The organism is Brachybacterium sp. FME24 (assembly GCF_014897705.1).
Lineage (GTDB): Bacteria > Actinomycetota > Actinomycetes > Actinomycetales > Dermabacteraceae > Brachybacterium.
This window is the reverse complement of the sequence record NZ_JABUXV010000003.1, coordinates 153,761-171,571: the sequence shown is the minus strand read 5'-3', so window position 1 is coordinate 171,571 and position 17,811 is coordinate 153,761. Positions and strand designations below refer to the sequence as shown.

The following is a 17,811-nucleotide window of genomic DNA, read 5'->3' as shown; positions in this document are numbered from 1 at the left end:
ATGCCAGGCTGGTCCGCGCGGCCTGGCCGTCGCGTCGGTAGAACCCACCGATCTTCGGCCGGCCCGCCGCCGCCCGGTCAGGGCAGGGGGAGCGCTTTGAGCTCGCGGCGCGAGGTGATGCCGAGCTTGCGGAAGATGTTGCGCAAGTGGGCCTCGACGGTCCGCGGACTGAGGAACAGCTGCGCGGCGACCTCACGGGAGGTTGCTCCGGTGACCACCAGCCGTGCGACGTGCAGCTCCTGGGTGGTGAGCTCATCGGTGGGCTGGGCTGTTCGGGCGCGGGGGTGCTCGCCCGTCGCTCGGAGCTCGCGGGCGGCGCGGGCGGCGAACGCCTCGATGCCCATGGTCGACAGCAGCCGGTGAGCGGTGCGGAGCTGCTCCCGGGCATCCTGGCGGCGGCCCTCGCGGCGCAGCCACTCGCCGTAGACCAGATGGGTGCGGGCGAGGAAGACGGCCCACCGGCAGTTCGTCAGACGCACGATCGCCTCGCGGTAGTGCTCCTCGGCAGCAGGACCAGGAGTGGTCAATGCTCGCGAGCGCGCAGCCAGCCCCAGCGCGAAGTCCGTCCCGCTGGCGCGGGCCCGGGAACTGAGACGCTCCAGCGCGGCCGCTGCTTGCTCCGGCTCACCAGCGCGGGCTGCAGCTTCGACGAGCTCGGGAAGGGCAAGGCTGCTGTACGCCAGGTCGTCGTGCTCGCACGGTGGTCTCGCGGCGGCGAGGGCGTCGCCGTAGTTGCCCAAGCCGTTGTGCAGCACTGCCAGCGTGGCCTGGGCCAGGCTGACCGTCGCGCCCTCACCACGTTCCGTCGCCTCGTTGACCATAGTGCCGTACAGGTCCAGCGTTTCGGGCTGGCGGCCACGCCAGGCAGCCAGCATGAGCCGGGCATTCGGCAGCGGCGGGGCCCCGATCGCCTGCGTGATCGCGGCCTCTTCGGCGGCCAGCTCAGTGGCATGGGTGAGTTCACCGGTGAGCACCAGTATCGAGGCGACGGCGTTGAGCGCGGCGGGGAGTGTGGACAGCGATCCGGCGTCGCGGGCGAGGCGGACGGCGCTGGTGGCCAGTGTGTAGAGGGCCTCGTCATCCCACAGCATCGACGCGACATGGGAGGCCAGCCACAGCCAACGGCGGTCGTCGTCCTCCACACGGGACTCGTGGTGGAGAAGTGTCGCCAGTGACCGCTGCAGGGTAGGAACGCTCGCCTCGAACCCTTGCGTGAATCTCGCGGCCAGACCGTCCAGGAGCAGATCGACCGGTCGGGGCGGCGTCGGCGACGGGGGTGCGTCGACGGCGGCCTCGGCCGCCTCGGGCAACCCGCAGCCGCGGGCGAGGTGACCGGCGTGGATCGCGGCATCGAGCGCGTGCAGGGAGGTTTCGCGGGACAGCGACGGGTTCAGCGGGGCGAGTGTCTTGGCGGCGTCGAGCAGCATCCCGGGTATATCGCCGCCTCGTGTCAGGTGGAATGCGATCTGGGCGCGGAGCAGTTCGAGACGGGCGCGTGGCAGGGCGTCCATCGGCCCCGTGGCCGCGACGGCCAGGAGGTCCAGGGCGGCGTCGAATGCACCGGCCTCGTACTTGGCGTAGGCGGCCTCCAGTGCCCGCCTCGCCCGCACGGCAGGCTCCGGAGACAGCTCGGCGGCGCGCTGCAGGAAAGCGGCCGCGGCGGCCACGCCCCCACGGGCGCGCGCCCGCTCCGCCGAGTGCTCCAACCCCGCGGCGACGTCTTCGTCCGCCCCGAGCACCGCCTGCGCGCAGTACCACGCACGACGATCCGGGTCGGCCTGCGGGTCGCTCGCCTCCGCCAGGGCGCCGTGGACGCGGCGACGGTCCGATGGCATGGCCGCCCGGTACACCGCCGACCGCACCAGCGGGTGGCGGAATCGTACCCGGACACCGATCTCCAGCAGCCCGGCATCCTCCGCGGGCGTCGCAGCCTCGGGAGCGAGGTCCAGGTGCACGCTCGCGCGCCACAGCAGCGCTGAGTCGCCTGTCGGCTCGGACGCGGCGAGCAGAAGCAGCAGCTGCGTCTGCGGAGGCAGGCTGACTGAACGGCGCCGGAAGCTCTCCTCCACGCGATGCGGGACGCTCAGCGCGTCGGGCAGCTCGAACCCGCCGGCCGAGCGTGTCGGCTGCATGCTGCGAGGCAGCTCCAGCAGCGCCAACGGGTTGCCGCCCGCTTCGGCGAGGATCCGTTCGCGCACCCCCTCGTCCAGCGGTGTGCGCACCGCCGCCCGGAGCAGTGCACGGGCATCGGAATCGCCGAGCCGCTCCAGGCGCAGCTCCGGCAATCCGGTCAGCGGAAGGCGATCGCCGTCATCGGAGTCGCGCACGCCGAACACGAGGGCCAGCTTCTCGGCCCCCACCCGCCGGGCCACGAAGGCCAGGACCTGCGCCGATGCTTCGTCCAGCCACTGTGCGTCGTCGACGAGGCACAGCAGAGGCACCTCGTCGGCGACTTCGGCCATCAGGTTCAGGATGGCCAGCCCGACCAGGAACCGGTCCGGTGCGGCGCCACCGTGGAGTCCGAACGCCACTCCGAGCGCGGCCTGCTGCGGCTCGGGCAGGGAATGAGTGCGATCCAGCAGGGGAGCGCACAGCTGGTGCAGCCCGGCGAACGCGAACTGCGCCTCGGACTCGACGCCGGCCGAGGACTCCACGCGGAACGCAGAGAGGCCCGCCCTGCTCTGTGCGTGTTCGAGCACTGCCGTCTTCCCGATACCGGCTTCCCCGCGCACGACCAACGCTCCGCTGTGTCCCGTCCGTGCCAGGGCGAGGAGCTTCTCGATCACGTCGTGCTCGGAGCGCCGGCCCACGAGGTCCACCAGATCACGCTCCTGTCAGGAGTCCAAAAAGTAAGTAGTCGCCACCGTAGTCGTCCCTGATGCGGAACGCGATAGCCGCGGATCCTCTCCGGTCGACCCCGAAGTGCTCGGTGGCCTCGGGTGGTGACGAACTACGTGGTTGCCACCGACGCGAGGGCTCGGCGGCCGGTGCGAGGCTGACCACGTCGCGACAGCGTGGCACCCGACCGCCGTCCGGGAACGCACGGACCAACGCACGGACCAGTGGAAAGCAAGGAGACCTCATGGGCACGGATCGCGTGCTGGGCAGACGCTACGTACTGCACGATGTCCTGGGCCGCGGGGCCACGGCCGTCGTCCACCTGGCTCGCGACATCCACCTCGAGCGCTGGGTCGCGGTCAAGGTGCTTCACAGCGAGCTGGCCCGGGATCCGCTGTTCCGATCCAGGTTCCGGGAGGAAGCGCAGGCCGTCGCCGGCCTCAACCATCCCGGCATCGTCTCCGTGTACGACGTCGGTCAGGGGCCCGTCGGAGGCAGCCGGGCGGAGGAGCCGGGCGTCCCGTTCATCGTGATGGAGTACGTCGCCGGCCAGTCACTGCTGGCCCGCCTGCGCGAGGGCGCGCTCACGCTCGAGGAGTCGATCCGGTACCAGGCCAGGATCCTGTCGGCGCTCGAGTCCAGTCATCGCGCAGGCGTCGTCCATCGCGATATCAAGCCTGCCAACGTCATGGTCACGACCGACGGCAGGATCAAGGTCGTGGACTTCGGGATTGCGCAGGTCGAGAGTGATCCCGCTGCCACGCTAACCCGGACCGGAACGATCTTCGGCACTGCTGAATACCTCTCTCCCGAACGGGTACGCGGTGATCCCGTCGACGCCAGGAGCGACCTGTACTCCGCGGGGTGCCTGCTCTACGAGCTGCTGACCGGACGGCCGCCCTTCATCGGCGAGGATCCGGTCGCCGTCGCCTACGCGCAGATGCACGGGGACACCCCGCGGGCCAGCACCTACCGCACCGAGGTCTCCCCAGCGCTCGATGCGGTGCTCCTCACGGCGCTCGCCAAGGACCGGGAGGACAGGTTCCAGAGCGCTCGATCCTTCCGGGAAGCGCTCCTGACCGCAGCGCAGGGCCCGGCGGATGACCAGGTGCCGATCCCTCCTACCCGGCACACCACGACGACGGACGTCGCCGTCTCGCGGCCGGGTCGATCGCCTCGTCGATTCGACCGTGACGCGAAGAACGCCACCGCACGATTCGCCCGGGCGAATGGTTCGCACCGAACTCACCACAGGACGTGAAGACCATGGGATACATCAGTGTCGCCGCGGAGAACAGCACGCCGATCGTGCGACGCGGTCGCGTGGTACCCCACCTGAGAGGACAAGAGAGGAAAGGCCGAACATGAATCCCATCGAGCAGCTCATCGGCAGCTTCCAGGAGCTCGTCGCCCACGTGCCCGAGATCCTCCAGCCGTTCATCATCCTGCTCGCGGGCGCGATTCCGTTCGTCGATGGGGAGGGAGCGGCGATCATCGGGATCGCCGGTGGCCTTCACCCCCTCATCGCGGGCGTCGCAGCGGCCGTCGGGAACTTCCTGAGCGTGCTGGTGGTCGTCGCGGTCTCCTCACGCGCCAGGACGGCTGTCGTCGATCGACGGCGCAGCCCGGTCGCAGTGGGCGCCGGCGCAGGAGCGGGATCGAGCGTCGCTCAGGAGGCGATCCCGGAGCCGGCGGCCACGAAACCGGACTCCAAGGGACGCCAGCGCTTCAAGCGATGGGTGGTCCGCTTCGGCGTCCCCGGAGCGAGCATCCTCGGTCCGCTCGCCATACCCGCCCAGTTCACCTCGGCGATCCTCGTGGGCGGAGGAACCCCGCGCCGGTGGGTGCTGCTCTGGCAGGCCATCGCGATCGTCCTGTGGACGACGATCGCCACCGTCTCGGCGTGGGCCGCGCTCACCCTCGTCGTCGGAGTGTCGTGAGCCCTACGCCCTCCCACTCCTTCGCCCGACCCCTTCTGACTCCGACCCTCAAGGAACATTCACCATGAACTCCCGCACCCACACCATCGCCCCCGGGGTCGAGTATCACCGCGTGCTCGCCGGGGAGGACCGTCGCATCGTTCGCGGCATCCTCGCGATCGTGCTCCTGATCGGCGGGATGCTGTTCTTCAACGTCCTGTTCACCGTCGCGGTGTCGCTGGTGGAACCCGTGACCGGCGCCGACGGCCGCGCGGCATACACCCCTCTGTTCCACGCGGCGGGCCTGGCCTCCGTCGCGCTGCTCATCCCGTGGAGCATGCTCATCCAGCGCTGGCTCTACGGGGTGAAGGGCGCATCGCTGCACTCGGTGATCTCGCGCTTCCGGTTCGACATCTTCGGGCGAGCGCTGGTTCTCATCATCCCCGCGTGGGCCCTCGTCACAGTCATCCTGTACTGGTCCCCGCTGCCGGAGACCACCTGGAGCCACACGGATGTGGTCTGGTTCCTCCTTGCCACGCTGCTGCTCACCCCGCTCCAGGGCGCCGGCGAGGAGTACGGATTCCGTGGGTTGATCCTCCGCGTCGCCGGCGGGTGGACGCGGCGGGCACGGGCGGGCCTGGTGGTCGGCATCGTGGTCTCGAGCGTGCTGTTCGGTCTCGTCCACTTCTCGACCGACCTGCTGCTGAACCTCAACTACCTCTTCTTCGCCGTGGGGATCGCGCTGATCACCTGGCGCACCGGCGGTATCGAGATCGCAGTGGTGCTGCACGCGGGGTTCAACACGCTGGGCTTCCTCTTCGACACTGCGCTGCACGTCGACGTGACGGCCGCCTACGACCGCTCGGCGGGCGTCGGGACATGGACGACGCTGCTGCCCGCCGTGGTCATCGTCCTCACGACCGTGGTGGTCTGGATGCTGACCCGGCGCACCGGGCCGGCGCGGACACCGAGCACCGCCGGCTCGAGCGTCGAGGAAGGCCGAGCCGGGAAGCCCATCACGGTGTGACGGCCCGTCCGCTCGCCACTCGGGCCCAGTGCACCTCGGCGATCCTCGTAGGCGGTGGAACCCCACGCCGGTGGGTCCTGCTCTTCCCAGCCTGATCCGAAAGGAACACGCACCATGAACTCCCGCACTCACACCATCACCCCCGGGGTCGAGTATCACCGCGTGCTCGCCGGGGAGGACCGACGCATCGTTCGCGGCATCCTCGCGATCGCGCTCCTTCTCGGCGGCCTGCTGCTCATCAGCATCGTCGTCGTCGCCGCTGCGACAGCACTGGATGGCGCGATCGGCACCGACGGCGGTCCGGAGTACTCGCCTCTGATCCACGCCGCCGGCCTGGCATCCGTCGGGTTCCTCATTCCGTGGAGCATGCTCATCCAGCGCTGGCTCTACGGGGTGAAGGGGCCATCGCTGCACTCGGTGATCTCGCGCTTCCGGTTCGACGTCTTCGGGCGAGCGTTCGTTCTCATCCTTCCGACGTGGATCGTCTACCTGGCCGTTTCCTACTCAGCGCCGCTGCCGGAGGGCACCACCTGGCCGAACACGGACGTGCTCTGGTTCATCCTCGCCTCACTGCTGCTCACCCCGCTGCAGGCCGCGGGCGAGGAGTACGGATACCGCGGTCTGGTCTTCCGTGTCGCCGGAGGATGGGCGCGCGGACCGCGGGCGGGCCTCATCGTCGGCATCCTGGTCTCGAGTGCGGTCTTCGCGGTCATCCACTTCTCGACCGACATGTGGTTGAACGTCTGGTATTTCGTATTCGCCATCGGGACCGCGTTGATCGCCTGGCGCACCGGCGGCCTCGAGGTCGCGATCGTCCTGCACGCCGGACTCAACACGCTGACGTTCGTGATCGAAGCTGCACTGCGCCAGGACTTCTCCGTCCTGGCGGATCGCGCGTCGGGGGTCGGGGACGTGCTGTCGATTCTCGGGCCTGCCATCGTCGTCGTCCTCGCGACCGTGGTGGTCTGGATGCTGACCCGGCGCACCGGGCCGGCGCGGACACCGAGCGCCGTCGGGTCGAGCGTCGAGGAAGGCAGAGCCGGGAAGCCCATCACGGTGTGACGGGAGGCATCGGAGGGCAGGACATCCCCAGGCGGGGGTGAGCGCTCGGGACCCGAGTGCTCACCCCCGTCCCGGTGACGACGACGTCCTCTCCCGCACCTACTACAGTGGCGCCATGAGCACTGTCGTCCTTCCCGGCTCGTTCGACCCCTTCACACTGGGCCACCTCGATCTCACCCGCCGGGCCGCCGCGCTCGGCCACCAGGTGATCATCGCCGTCTCCCATAACCCGTCGAAGCAGGGGATGCTCGATCTGGAGACTCGGAAGGCGGCGATCTCCGCCAGCGTCGAGGACGAGGGCCTGACCGCCACCGTCGAGGTGCGCACCCTGCCCAAGGGCCTTCTGGTCGATTTCTGCCGGGAGATCGGAGCCGGGGCCGTCGTGCGCGGACTGCGCTCGCAGCTGGACCTCGCCTATGAGGAGCCGATGGCGCGCATGAATCGGCACCTCGCGAGGATCGACACGATCTTCCTGCTCACCGACTCCGCCAGCTCCCACATCTCCTCGAGCCTGGTCCGGGAGGTCCATGGTCTCGGAGGTGACGTCTCCGACATGCTGCCCGGGCCGTCCCTGGACGCGCTCCGGAGGGCTTCGCCCGTATCCTGAGTGGTCCCCCAGGCCACCGCGCATCACATCCGTCGACCCGAACAGGACCGCCACGCCATGTCTTCCGACACCGCTTCCGTCTCGCCGCTCGACAAGGACCTGCTCTTCGAGGCGGTCGACCTCGTCGGCCGCACCGGCTCGCATCGTCATGTCGAGCGCACCATCGCCGCCACCGCCCGCGAGGTCGGCGGCGCCGCGATGCAGGCCCCCGAGGGTCAGGACCTCGTCGTGCAGGCCGAACTCGAATCGGTCGTCGAGGGCGTCTACGTGCACGGCACCGTGACCGCCCACCTCGAGGGCGAGTGCTCCCGCTGCCTCGACCCGCTCGAGCAGGACGTCACCGCCCGCCTCGACGAGCTGTTCATGTACCCCGAGAAGGTCAAGGCCGACGAGCGCGAGGACACCGTGATGCTCGAGGGCGACGACGTCAACCTCGGCCCGCTGGTGCGCGACGCACTCGCCATGGAGGCCGACGAGCGCCCCCTGTGCCGCGAGGACTGCCCGGGGCTGTGCGCCCAGTGCGGCTTCCGCATGGAGGACGATCCCGAGCACCACCACGAGGTCCTCGACGACCGCTTCGCCGCTCTGCAGGGTCTGTTCGAGGAGGACGGATCCGAGGGCGGACCCGAGAGCAAGAGCGAGGACCGCTGATGGCGCGCAGGCGCCGTTCGACCGAGGCCGCCGACCCGCAGAAGCTCCTCGACGGGCTCCCGCTGGACGCTGCGCAGGCGGCCGATCTGCAGGCCTCCGAGCTGCTCGATCTCGCCCTGACCCATCGCTCGTACTCCTACGAGCACGACGAGATCCCCCACAACGAGCGCCTGGAGTTCCTCGGTGACGCCGTGCTGCAGCTCGCCGTGACCGAGCAGCTCTACGCCACCCACCCCACGCTGCCCGAAGGTGACCTGGCCCGGCGCCGCGCGGCGACCGTGAGCACCCGTGCGCTCGCCGTGATCGCCTCCAAGGTGGACCTGGGTGCGTACGTGAAGCTCGGCCGGGGCGAGGACCTCACCGGCGGCCGTGCCAAGGCCTCCATCCTCGCCGACACCACGGAGGCCGTCATCGGCGCCGTGCACCTCGCGCTCGGGCAGAGCGTCTCGCGTCGGTTCGTGCTCGACCTGATGCGGCCCCTGCTGGATTCCGACGAGTTCCTCGAGTCCAGTTACGACTTCAAGTCCCGCCTGCAGGAGATCGCGGCCGCCTCCGGGCTGAGCCCCGCGTACCAGATCTCCGAGGACGGGCTCGAGCACCAGAAGGTCTTCACCGCGACCGTGAGCGTCGAAGGCGTGGTCACCGCGAGCGGAGAGGGTGCCTCGAAGAAGGATGCCGAGCTCGCCGCGGCCCAGAGCGCGGTGCGCACCGTCCTCGCCGAGCGCGGCGAGACGCTCATCCCTCGGGGCTGAGTCGTGCCCGAGCTGCCGGAGGTCGAGGTCGTGCGGCGAGGCCTCGCGCCCCGCACCGTCGGCCGCACGGTGGAGGCCGTCGAGGTGCTCGATGCCCGGATCATCCGCCGTCAGAGCGGGGGAGCGGACCGCCTGCGCGGCGCCCTGCTCGGGACCCGGCTGAGCGCCGTGGTGCGCCGCGGCAAGTTCCTGTGGTGGCGTCTGGCCGACGAGGGCGGCGCAGACACCGGGGAGGCCCTGATGGGCCACCTCGGCATGAGCGGCCAGCTGCGCGTACGCGTACCGGGGCCGATCCACGAGCCCGCACCCTCGCAGGGCCCGGCGTCGGATCCCCTGCGCCACCGCCGCCTGACCCTCCACCTCGACAACGGCGCCGCGATCGACCTCATCGACCAGCGGCTCTTCGGCGGGCTCTGGACCAGCCCGTTGGAACCCGTCACGGACGGCGCCTTGGCGGGGATCGGCAGCCCGGACGCGCTGCTCCCGCACGACGCCGCCGGCATCGCCCGCGACCTCCTGGACCCCGCAGCGGACCTCCCGACGATCGCCCGCACCCTGCGCACTCGCCGCGCCGGGGTGAAGTCCCTGTTGCTGTCCCAGAACGTAGTCAGCGGCATCGGGAACATCTACGCCGATGAGGCACTGTGGGCGGCCCGCACCCGCTTCGACACCTCCGGTACCGCCCTCAGCCAGCGCCGCGCCCTGATGATCCTGCGCGCGGCGCGGGAGGTCATGGAGCGGGCACTGGCCCAAGGCGGCACGAGCTTCGATGCCCTGTACGTGAATGTGGACGGCCGCAGCGGCTACTTCGCCCGCTCGCTCAGTGCCTACGGTCGCGAGGGGGAGCCCTGCCCGCGGTGCGGGACGCCGATCCGGCGCGTGCTGCACCAGAACCGATCGAGCCACTTCTGCCCGTCCTGCCAGCGGAAACGCTGAATCTGTGCGCGCTCGGGACTCGCCGCGGCGGCAATGTCGCGGAGGTGAGGCTTCGACAAGGTGTACGTGAATGCATAGCGGTGAAAAGCTCACTTCCTAGATTCAGCGACATTGACGTACAGCGGTTCGAAGCGCGTCCCGCCGGCCCGCACCGGTTATGACCGGGTCGACCAGCACGCCGTGGGCACCGGGGCGGTTTCACCGTTGTGAGAAAGTTCGTGGTGTGCGGGGCGCGCACCGGACCCAGAAGGTGCGGCGATATGGCTGGGCCCTGGCTGTCTACTGAGGCTATTGCCGCCCACCTGCGCATCACGAAGATCCGCAGCGAGACGTAGTCGCTGTCCAGAGACAGTGTCTTCCCGGCGTGTGGAGCTGTAGGTTCCGAAGCATGTTGTCTTCAGGCCAAAGGCGCTTTTGAGTAGCGCGCGGTAGCCCTCCTCAGCGATCTGCGGGTGAATCCTCTGGTGGGGCCGTGTCGGCGGGCATCAAGATCCGACGGAATCCGTCCTTGACACAGGAGATGTCCACTCTGCAGCGTCGGTTGAGAAGAACTCATGGCGGACACCGCTAGGGTGTTTGAACGGATCGCAGCGCGCACCAAGATCGATGACGAAGAGAACGATGCATTCTTAATCGGCGACGAGTATTGGGGATCAGGTCGTCTTCGACCTCGACGAGTACCGCCAAGACGTGATCGACACTATGGACTGCTGAGAGCCGCTCGGGTCCGCTGCCTTGGCTTTCCTGCGTGCTTGGGCCGTCCGGGAGGCCCTGCAGGCGACTAAGCGTGTGCCTACTGCGCAGTCGCAGATCATCTGACCTGGATGCTCACGCCTCTGGACTTCTTGCACGCACCGGACTCCCAGGTCTCCCCGGATCGTGCCCAACTCGTGTACCGGTCAAAGGAAGCGATGCAATCGAGATGAGCTCGCGCTTCCGTTCCACCGGAGATCTTCCCGCACGAGATCGTCGACCGGTGATAAGTGGTCAATCCACCACCTGCCGAATTGCGCGCCTTAAACTCGATAATCTTTGCGGTGCATCCTTTTGACGAGACAGTCTTGATGACGCGTGGATCAATATCAGTCTTTTTCATAGGAGCAATAACGGCGTCTTCTGCGCCTTCGCTTGGAGCGGGCTCCTCGTTCGCCCATGCTGCTGACGATCCTGCAAAGATGCCGACACTAAGTGCAATCGCGGCAACGGATGTCGACATAATGCGTCTGGTGCTCATGGTGCGAACCCCTTGTTATGTTCCCTGTTGGTGCAGCTCATGAGTGCCACAGGATGTAGTCAACGATAAAGTACAGAATGCCTGGGGAGATAATCTCTACTATGCCGAGCGGAATAGTCCACCAAGAGCGCTTCGTGAACGACACAATTAAGGAAGCTACTCCCAGTAATGGCACAATTAAGTAGACCCCGCTGTTCATGAGTGGCGCGATCACGCATATTATGAGCGACGCAACGAAGATCAGTAGATTGATCGTCGTGCCTGAAAGCGGCGGCTTTGAATGGACTGCTTCGGTGGACATCGGCTCAGCACTTCACCTTGATTTGTGCAGAGAAGTATGCCTTTACGGCGGTGGAGGCGATCTTCTCTGTCGTGTGCATTCGGTTGTAGTCGCGCTTTATCGCTGAGATCAGGCTTCGGTCGCAGCTGCAGTTGAAGTACCCGTTGCTGGCATAGCACTTGTCGTGGGTGCGGCACGCTCTGTCGAGGAGGTCCACGGCGGATCCGCCCCCGTACCCTGGCCCGCACCAGTTTCCCCAAACCGGCAGAGACAGCTTCATCGTGGTCATGCCGTCTGTGCTGTCGCTCGCGCTTTCCGATGCATACGCGGATGCCATCTGGTTGTAGATATCGCCAGCCTGGACCAGTTCGTCGGATGCGCCATCGGCAAGTGCCCGATCGCGATCAAAGCTCGGCACGCTGGAGTCACTGACGGGACCCGTCAGGTACTGATCGAGCGCCGCCGAGAAGTCCCCCGATGAATCCGATGCTCCTATCGTCGTGACATCGACCTGGGCCTCTGTGCCTTCCGCGGATGCGGTGGCGATCGGCGCGAGCAAGATCGCCCCGGTGGCGAGAGCGATCACCAGGCGACTGTGCCGAGCGATGGATCTGTGCCTCATGTGCATCCCCTTGTGCATGCGAGTGTCCTGGTTCACACGATATGCCCTCGGTTACCGTTCAGCAACTTGCGTCTTGGGCATTAGGTGCGAAGACCGAGATGTCCGTGTCGTCGTGGGCCCGCGAGATATAGGTCCCCTCCCTGATTGTCCATCCGCCGGTGATCGACCGAGGGCGGTCGAAGCCCTGCATGCAGTTCGCGATTGAGGACGGGGCGAGCCGGTCCCAGCCCTGCACGTCGCCGGGGCAATCTTGGCGTACCTGCTTCCGGGTCTGACCGCCACCACCCTCCTCACCGGTGGATGTGTCCTCCTGGTCCTGTTCCCGGTGATCAGGCTGACGATGATGACTAGCCATCTCGCGAGGCTGGCCAATAAGGGCTTCGTCGCCATCACGCTCGGCGTGCTTGCCCTGGTTATCGCCGGCGGTGTCGTCGGGGTGATCCTGTGACGGACGGGCAGAGGGTCGCTGGTCGCTACCCTGGTCTCACCTCACGTCCGGCTGGACCAGCTGGACTACGCTGAGATGCAACCCTCTTTGAATAGCCATTCGGCTGACGATTCGAATGGTGATATGTGAACATGATTGACATGGCGAGTCGGGCTACTTCGCCCGCGGCCTCTCGGTCCACGGCAAGGACGGAGAGCCCTGTCCGCGTTGCGGTAAGGTGTTGCGGCGAGCTGTCCACCAGGCGCGGAGCAGTCATTACTGCCCCCGATGCCAGCGCCCTATCGCCCCTCCGAGGAAGGACGTCGCGTGAGCACTCCCGAGGAGCACCACCCGATCCGCGTGATGCTGGTCGATGACCATGAGGTGGTCCGTCGCGGGATCGTCACCGCACTGGATGCCCAGGAGGGCCTGAGCGTGGTCGGCGAGGCATCCTCCGTCGCCGAGTCGCAGCGGCGTCTGCCCGCGATCCGCCCCGATGTGCTGGTGGTGGATCTGCAGCTGCCCGACGGCACCGGCATCGACGTCATGAAGACGGCCCGCGCGCTGGAGCCCGATCAGGCGATCCTGGTGCTGACCAGCTTCGACGACGACGCCGCGCTGCGGGAGTCGCGCTCGGCGGGCGCTGCCGGGCTGATCCTGAAATCTGCGCGTTCCCAGGAGATCCTCGAGGCGATCCGGTCCGTCCACGCCGGGAGGACGATCTGGCCTGCGGACCGCGCCGCCGACGGCCCGCAGCTGTCGGTCTCCGATCAGCGCATCGTCGACCTCATCGGGGACGGGCACTCCAACCGCGAGATCGCCGAGGAGCTCGGCATCGCCGAGAAGACGGTCAAGAACCGCGTCACCGTGATCCTGCAGACCCTCGGCATGCAGCGCCGCACCCAGGTCGCCGCGCTGGTCGCAGCCCGCCGGCGCGCCGGCTGGAAGTGACTCAGCGGGCAGGCAGCGTCACGCGCCAGGAGACCATCGTGCCCGGTTCCAGCGAGAGGGCGTCGACCCATCCCGAGTGACGGCGTGCCCGGCTGGACATGTTCGCCAACCCGCTGCGCCGGCTCACTGCGGGGTCGATCCCGCGTCCGTTGTCGGAGACGTTGATCTGGACCACGCGGTCCACGCCCTCGGAGTACACGCTCACCGAGACGGCGACGGCGCTGGCGTGTGCGTGCCGGGCGGCATTGGCCAGGCACTCCCGCACCACGGCGACGACGTCCTCGGCGATCTCGGCGGGCAGCTCGGCGTCCATCTCGGCGGGATGCGGGGGCAGGCGCAGCGCCGGCACGAAGCCCAGGCCCGCGGTGGCGAGTCCCACCTCGTGGCGCAGCTGCTCGGTGAGCGTCGCCTCGAGCCGCTCCCGGCGCAGGGACTGCACGATCTGGCGGATCTGCGCGACGGCATTCTCGACTCCCTGCACGGAGGCGGCCACGGAGCTGCGGATACGGGTGTTGGATGGTGGCTCACCGGGGGCGGCCAGGGCGTCGGTGAGTCCTTCGAGCTCCATGCCGACGGCGAACAGCTCCTGGATGGCGAGGTCATGCAGATCGCGGGCAATGCGGCTGCGCTCGTCCTCGAGCTCGCCCGAGGAACCCAGGCTCGGCGCGCGCAGGGTCAGGGCGATGAGCCCGGCCAGCGCGTCGAGCCGTTCACGGTCCGCAGCGGTGAACGTGGCAGGTGGGGCCCCGGAGCACTCCCGCAGCACCGCGAGGAACCCTGCGCCGAACTCGGCGGCGTCGATCGCGGCCAGCAGCGCAGGCCGCGGCGTCCCGTCCACCCGGAGCGCGCCGATCCGCTCGAGGGCACCGACATCGGCGTCCTCCAGCGCGCGGCCCGCGGGGGAGCCCGGATCGACCAGACCGCCGAGCAGGCCGGCGGCGTCCGGGCCCTCGACCAGCTCGTAGGCCCAGGTGCCCGGCGCCAGGGGCAGCACCAGGACGGCGGTGCGGGCGTGGAGGTCGGTGCGCGCGGAGCGCACCAGCAGGCCCAGCAGGCCTTCGGTGTCGCCCCCGGCGAGGACGGCGCCGGCGAGGTCCTGCACCCGGGACCGGCCTGCCCGGGGCGGCGTGGTCGACGTCATCGGTTCTCCTCGTAGCGGGTACGAGCATTCTCGCCGATGTGCAGCACCGCGGTGCCCTCCGGGATCGCCTCGACGCGGTGGGTGACCACGACGACCGTGCTCGTGGCGGGCACGAGGGAGGTGTCCGCAGGGTCCAGCAGGGCGCGCAGCAGGGCGTCTCCGCGGGCGGTGTCGAGGTGCTCGGTGGGCTCATCGAGCAGCAGTACGGGACCGCGCCGGATCACCGCTCGGGCGAGCAGCAGGCGCCGGCGTTCCCCGCCGGAGACGGTGGTGCCGTCCGGGCCCAGCGCGGTGTCCAGCCCTCGCGGGAGGGTCGCCACCCAGTCGTCCAGCCCCACGGCCGACAGGGCGGCGCGGGCGGTCTCGTCATCGAGGTCCCCGCGCACCACCCGCAGGTTCTCCCGCACGGTGGTGGCGAAGACGTGGGCGTCCTCGGCGAACAGGACCACCCCGGACCGCAGAGGAGCACTGTCGTCGAGCACCACGTGGCCCGCGAGCGGTTCCAGCAGCCCGGCCAGTGTCGCCAGCAGAGTCGACTTCCCGCTGCCGGAGGCGCCGACCACGGCCAGTCGCGAGCCGGCCGGCAGGTCCAGGTCCAGTCCCGACACCCGCGGCGCCGATGCGCTCCAGCCCGCGCTGAGCCCCACGGCCCGCAGGTGCGCGGTCTCCGCCCTCTCGGGCCCGGGGACCGCGGTGGTGACCGTGGAGATCGGCGACCCGACGATCTCCGCCAGGCGTGCCGCCGCCGCGCGGGAGCGGGCGTACTGCGAGGCCGCGGCCGGCAGCGCTGTGGCCGCCTCGAAGGACGACAGCGGCAGCAGCAGGAGCACGCCGACCTGGCCCGCCGAGGCACCGCCGGTGACCCAGGCGGCGCCCGCCGCGAGCAGCGAGCCGGCGAGCGCGAGGATCATCGCCAGCGGCACCGCGGCGGAGGCCACGGCGGAGGGCAGCGCCGCCCGATCGATCGCCTGGTCGTGTTCGGCCTGGCGCTCGTGCAGCTCCGCCAGCGCGGCGTCCAGGCGCCCGTCCAGGCGCAGCGAGGTGGCGTCGTCGAGGATCTCCAGGGCGGGGGCGCTCACGCCGGAGCGGGTGGTGACCACGGCGTGCTCGGTCACCGTCGCGGCGCGATAGGCGGCCAGCGGGGCCAGCACGCCGGCGCTCACGAGGGCCAGCAGCATCGACGCTGCGGCGAGCAGTGACAGGGGGGTGATCGTGGCGAGCACCACGACGCCCATGAGGGCCGCGACCAGTCCTGGCACCAGCGCCTTGATCACGTGGTCGCCGAGCTCCTGGGCGTCGTCGCCCAGGCGTGCGAGCAGGTCGCCGCGGCGCAGGCGGGTCACCGCGTCGTCGGTGCGTGCGGCCAGCGCGGTGAACAGGTTCGTGCGCAGCGAGACGACCCCGCGGAAGGCGACGTCATGGGTGAGCATGCGGTCCAGCCACCGGAACACGCCGCGGGAGATGCCGAGGGCGCGCACCATCACCACGGCGACGGTCAGGTCCAGCACCGGCGGCATGGTCCAGGCGCGGGTGACGAGGTAGGCCGAGACGGCGGCGAGGGCGAAGGCGGAGCCGAGGGTGGCGCCGGCGGCGAGCACGGCGGCCAGCAGCCGGCCGTGGGGGATCTCGAGGGCACGCTCTGCGCGGCGCAGCGCTGTCGGAGCAGTCATGCGGAGGCCTCCACCCGGGCGATGTCGTCGGCGACCTCGGCCAGCCGGGAGCGGTGGGCGATGACGAGCACGGTGCGGCCCTGCTCGCGCAGGGTGCGGATCAGGTCCAGGACCACGCGCTCGGTGGCGCCGTCGAGATGGGCGGTGGGTTCGTCGAGCACCACCAGCGGTGCCGGGGAGAGCAGGGCCCGCGCCAGGGCGAGGCGCTGGCGCTCGCCCAGGGAGATGCCGGCCCCGGCGCGCCCGAGGTCCGCTTCCCAGCCGCGTTCGGCGACCACGAGGTCCAGACCGGTGGCGCTCGCGACGCGCGCGAGGTCTGCGTCGCCCGCCCCGGGCCGGGCGGAGGCCAGCACCGAGCGGATGGTGCCGGGCGGGAGCACGGGGCGCTGGGGGAGCAGGGCCACCTGGTCCCACAGGCTGCGACGCTGGAGGTCGCGCACGTCGGTGACGGCGCCGTGGACGTCGATCACCTCGGCGCGCCCCCGGTCGGGATCCAGCAGGCCCAGCAGCACGTGCACGGCCGTGGTCTTGCCGGAGCCGGAGGGGCCGGTCAGCGCGAGCACCCGTCCGGGGTGCAGCGTGAGGTCGGCGTCGTGCGGGGCCAGACCGTCGCGGGAGGCGACGGCGACCCCGCGCAGGGCCACGGTGGCGGTGCGCAGGTCCGGGGCGGGGAGCGTGCCGTCGGCCGCGGGCTGTTCGTCGAGCACCTCGAAGGAGGCGGTCACGGCGGCGAGCCCGTCGGTGGAGGCGTGGTACTGGGAGCCGACGTTGCGCAGCGGCTGGTAGACCTCCGGGGCCAGCACCAGCACGGCCAGCGCCGGGGCGAGGTCCATCTCCCCGTAGACCAGGCGCATGCCGATGCTCACGGCGACCAGCGCGACGCACAGGGTCGCGAGCAGCTCGAGCACCATCGAGGAGAGGAAGGCGAACTTCAGCGAGCCCATGGCGGAGGCGCGGTGGCGATCCCCGAGCTGCGCCACGACCTTCTCCGGGCCCTTCTCGCGACCCAGCGCCCGCAGCGTGGGCAGCCCATCGACGAGGTCGAGGAGCTGGGTCCACAGCGAGCGCATGTCCGTCAACAGCTGCTCGGAACGGCCCACGGTCATCGTCCCCACCAGGATCATGAACAGCGGCACCAGGGGCAGGGTCACCAGCGCGATCAGCGCACTGAGCGGGTCGAGGATCCCGATGGCGAGCAGGCACAGCGGGGTGACGGTCACCGACAGCATCAGCTGCGGCACATAGCCCACGAGGTAGGGGCGCAGGTTCTCGACGCCCGTGGTGGCGAGCGTGGTGAGGTCGGCGCCGCGACCGGCGCTCCCGCGCGGCCCCAGGGTCGCGGCGTGAGAGACCACCCGGCCGCGCAGCTCACCGATCGCATCGGTCGCGGCGCGGTGGGCGGTGCGCTGTTCGAGCAGGACGGCACCGGCGCGCAGGGCGAGCGCGGCGAGCAGGGCGAGCAGCAGGGCGGGGGCATCCTGGGGGAGCTGTCGTTCCACCAGGAGCTGCGCGCCGAGGCGCCCGATCACGAGCGCGGTGACGATCACGCACAGCGCTTGCACGAGGCCCAGGGCGACGGTGCGGGCGACATGGCGCCGGGCCGCCGTGACCTCGCGCAGCAGGCGGGGGTCCAGGGGCGCTCGGCGGGTGCGGCGCGTGGGACGGGGGCCCGCGGTGGTGGCAGTCATCGAGGC

15 protein-coding genes and 1 pseudogene are annotated in these 17,811 nt (G+C 69.8%); 10 read left to right on the top strand and 6 right to left on the bottom strand.

The window, feature by feature from the left end:
- Positions 1–77: 77 nt before the first annotated feature.
- Entirely contained in the window at positions 78–2,819 is a 2,742-nt protein-coding gene (locus tag INT51_RS04465; protein ID WP_304502072.1) for a LuxR family transcriptional regulator, read from the bottom strand.
- A gap of 263 nt (positions 2,820–3,082) precedes the next feature.
- Here INT51_RS04465 and INT51_RS04460 point away from each other — a divergent pair, with 263 nt between their 5' ends.
- The 8 genes from INT51_RS04460 (at position 3,083) to mutM (ending at position 9,792) form a co-directional block, all read left to right on the top strand.
- Complete coding sequence (locus INT51_RS04460) at positions 3,083–4,099, top strand: protein kinase (protein WP_193104003.1); 1,017 nt, start codon at positions 3,083–3,085, stop codon at positions 4,097–4,099.
- Between the two features lie 103 nt (positions 4,100–4,202).
- Positions 4,203–4,778 carry a small multidrug efflux protein gene (locus INT51_RS04455; RefSeq protein ID WP_193104002.1) on the top strand — a complete coding sequence of 192 codons (576 nt, stop codon included), beginning with the start codon at positions 4,203–4,205 and terminating at the stop codon, positions 4,776–4,778.
- Positions 4,779–4,842: 64 nt separating this feature from the next.
- A complete protein-coding gene (locus tag INT51_RS04450; protein ID WP_193104001.1) occupies positions 4,843–5,784 on the top strand; it encodes a CPBP family intramembrane glutamic endopeptidase in 942 nt (313 codons plus the stop codon).
- Positions 5,785–5,898: 114 nt separating this feature from the next.
- On the top strand, positions 5,899–6,846 hold the full coding sequence (locus INT51_RS04445; RefSeq protein WP_193104000.1) for a CPBP family intramembrane glutamic endopeptidase: 948 nt from the start codon (positions 5,899–5,901) through the stop codon (positions 6,844–6,846).
- A gap of 115 nt (positions 6,847–6,961) precedes the next feature.
- Positions 6,962–7,453: a pantetheine-phosphate adenylyltransferase gene (gene coaD / locus INT51_RS04440; RefSeq protein ID WP_193103999.1), complete on the top strand. Its 492-nt coding sequence runs from the start codon at positions 6,962–6,964 to the stop codon at positions 7,451–7,453.
- Between the two features lie 57 nt (positions 7,454–7,510).
- Positions 7,511–8,104, top strand: a complete 594-nt coding sequence (locus tag INT51_RS04435) for a DUF177 domain-containing protein (RefSeq protein WP_193103998.1) — start codon at positions 7,511–7,513, stop codon at positions 8,102–8,104.
- The gene (rnc, locus tag INT51_RS04430) at positions 8,104–8,856 is read left to right on the top strand and encodes a ribonuclease III (protein WP_193103997.1); all 753 of its coding nucleotides are present in this window, start codon (positions 8,104–8,106) and stop codon (positions 8,854–8,856) included. Before INT51_RS04435 ends, rnc begins: the two co-directional genes overlap by 1 nt.
- Before the next feature lie 3 nt (positions 8,857–8,859).
- Positions 8,860–9,792 carry a bifunctional DNA-formamidopyrimidine glycosylase/DNA-(apurinic or apyrimidinic site) lyase gene (gene mutM, locus INT51_RS04425; protein WP_193103996.1) on the top strand — a complete coding sequence of 311 codons (933 nt, stop codon included), beginning with the start codon at positions 8,860–8,862 and terminating at the stop codon, positions 9,790–9,792.
- Positions 9,793–10,603: 811 nt separating this feature from the next.
- Here the strand turns inward: mutM and INT51_RS04420 are convergent.
- The gene (locus tag INT51_RS04420; protein WP_193103995.1) at positions 10,604–11,026 is read right to left on the bottom strand and encodes a hypothetical protein; all 423 of its coding nucleotides are present in this window, start codon (positions 11,024–11,026) and stop codon (positions 10,604–10,606) included.
- A gap of 305 nt (positions 11,027–11,331) precedes the next feature.
- Positions 11,332–11,892 (bottom strand): hypothetical protein, encoded by a 561-nt coding sequence (locus INT51_RS04415; RefSeq protein ID WP_193103994.1) that lies wholly within the window; start codon positions 11,890–11,892, stop codon positions 11,332–11,334.
- A 686-nt stretch (positions 11,893–12,578) separates the two neighbouring features.
- On the opposite strand from INT51_RS04415, the pseudogene INT51_RS22815 reads away from it, so the two are divergent.
- Positions 12,579–12,686: pseudogene (locus INT51_RS22815) on the top strand (zinc finger domain-containing protein); the annotation flags it as partial.
- Between the two features lie 32 nt (positions 12,687–12,718).
- On the top strand, positions 12,719–13,306 hold the full coding sequence (locus INT51_RS04405) for a response regulator transcription factor (protein ID WP_226831972.1): 588 nt from the start codon (positions 12,719–12,721) through the stop codon (positions 13,304–13,306).
- 1 nt (position 13,307) lies between these two features.
- On the opposite strand, the gene INT51_RS04400 is transcribed toward INT51_RS04405, so the two are convergent.
- Genes INT51_RS04400 through cydD form a run of 3 tightly spaced genes read right to left on the bottom strand, consistent with a single transcriptional unit; the run spans position 13,308 to position 17,805 of the window.
- On the bottom strand, positions 13,308–14,447 hold the full coding sequence (locus INT51_RS04400; protein WP_193103992.1) for a sensor histidine kinase: 1,140 nt from the start codon (positions 14,445–14,447) through the stop codon (positions 13,308–13,310).
- Complete coding sequence (gene cydC / locus INT51_RS04395; RefSeq protein WP_193103991.1) at positions 14,444–16,117, bottom strand: thiol reductant ABC exporter subunit CydC; 1,674 nt, start codon at positions 16,115–16,117, stop codon at positions 14,444–14,446. The genes INT51_RS04400 and cydC overlap by 4 nt, the downstream gene beginning before the upstream one ends.
- A complete protein-coding gene (cydD, locus tag INT51_RS04390; protein WP_193103990.1) occupies positions 16,114–17,805 on the bottom strand; it encodes a thiol reductant ABC exporter subunit CydD in 1,692 nt (563 codons plus the stop codon). The genes cydC and cydD overlap by 4 nt, the downstream gene beginning before the upstream one ends.
- Positions 17,806–17,811: the final 6 nt, after the last annotated feature.

What these genes read in the sequence shown, in the direction of transcription:
- INT51_RS04460 (WP_193104003.1), top strand. Translation starts at nt 3,083, where the DNA reads ATGGGCACGGATCGCGTGCTGGGCAGACGCTACGTACTGCACGATGTC.
- INT51_RS04455 (WP_193104002.1), top strand. Translation starts at nt 4,203, where the DNA reads ATGAATCCCATCGAGCAGCTCATCGGCAGCTTCCAGGAGCTCGTCGCC.
- INT51_RS04450 (WP_193104001.1), top strand. Translation starts at nt 4,843, where the DNA reads ATGAACTCCCGCACCCACACCATCGCCCCCGGGGTCGAGTATCACCGC.
- INT51_RS04445 (WP_193104000.1), top strand. Translation starts at nt 5,899, where the DNA reads ATGAACTCCCGCACTCACACCATCACCCCCGGGGTCGAGTATCACCGC.
- coaD (WP_193103999.1), top strand. Translation starts at nt 6,962, where the DNA reads ATGAGCACTGTCGTCCTTCCCGGCTCGTTCGACCCCTTCACACTGGGC.
- INT51_RS04435 (WP_193103998.1), top strand. Translation starts at nt 7,511, where the DNA reads ATGTCTTCCGACACCGCTTCCGTCTCGCCGCTCGACAAGGACCTGCTC.
- rnc (WP_193103997.1), top strand. Translation starts at nt 8,104, where the DNA reads ATGGCGCGCAGGCGCCGTTCGACCGAGGCCGCCGACCCGCAGAAGCTC.
- INT51_RS04420 (WP_193103995.1), bottom strand. Translation starts at nt 11,026, where the DNA reads ATGAGCACCAGACGCATTATGTCGACATCCGTTGCCGCGATTGCACTT.
- INT51_RS04405 (WP_226831972.1), top strand. Translation starts at nt 12,719, where the DNA reads ATGCTGGTCGATGACCATGAGGTGGTCCGTCGCGGGATCGTCACCGCA.
- INT51_RS04400 (WP_193103992.1), bottom strand. Translation starts at nt 14,447, where the DNA reads ATGACGTCGACCACGCCGCCCCGGGCAGGCCGGTCCCGGGTGCAGGAC.
- cydC (WP_193103991.1), bottom strand. Translation starts at nt 16,117, where the DNA reads ATGACTGCTCCGACAGCGCTGCGCCGCGCAGAGCGTGCCCTCGAGATC.
- cydD (WP_193103990.1), bottom strand. Translation starts at nt 17,805, where the DNA reads ATGACTGCCACCACCGCGGGCCCCCGTCCCACGCGCCGCACCCGCCGA.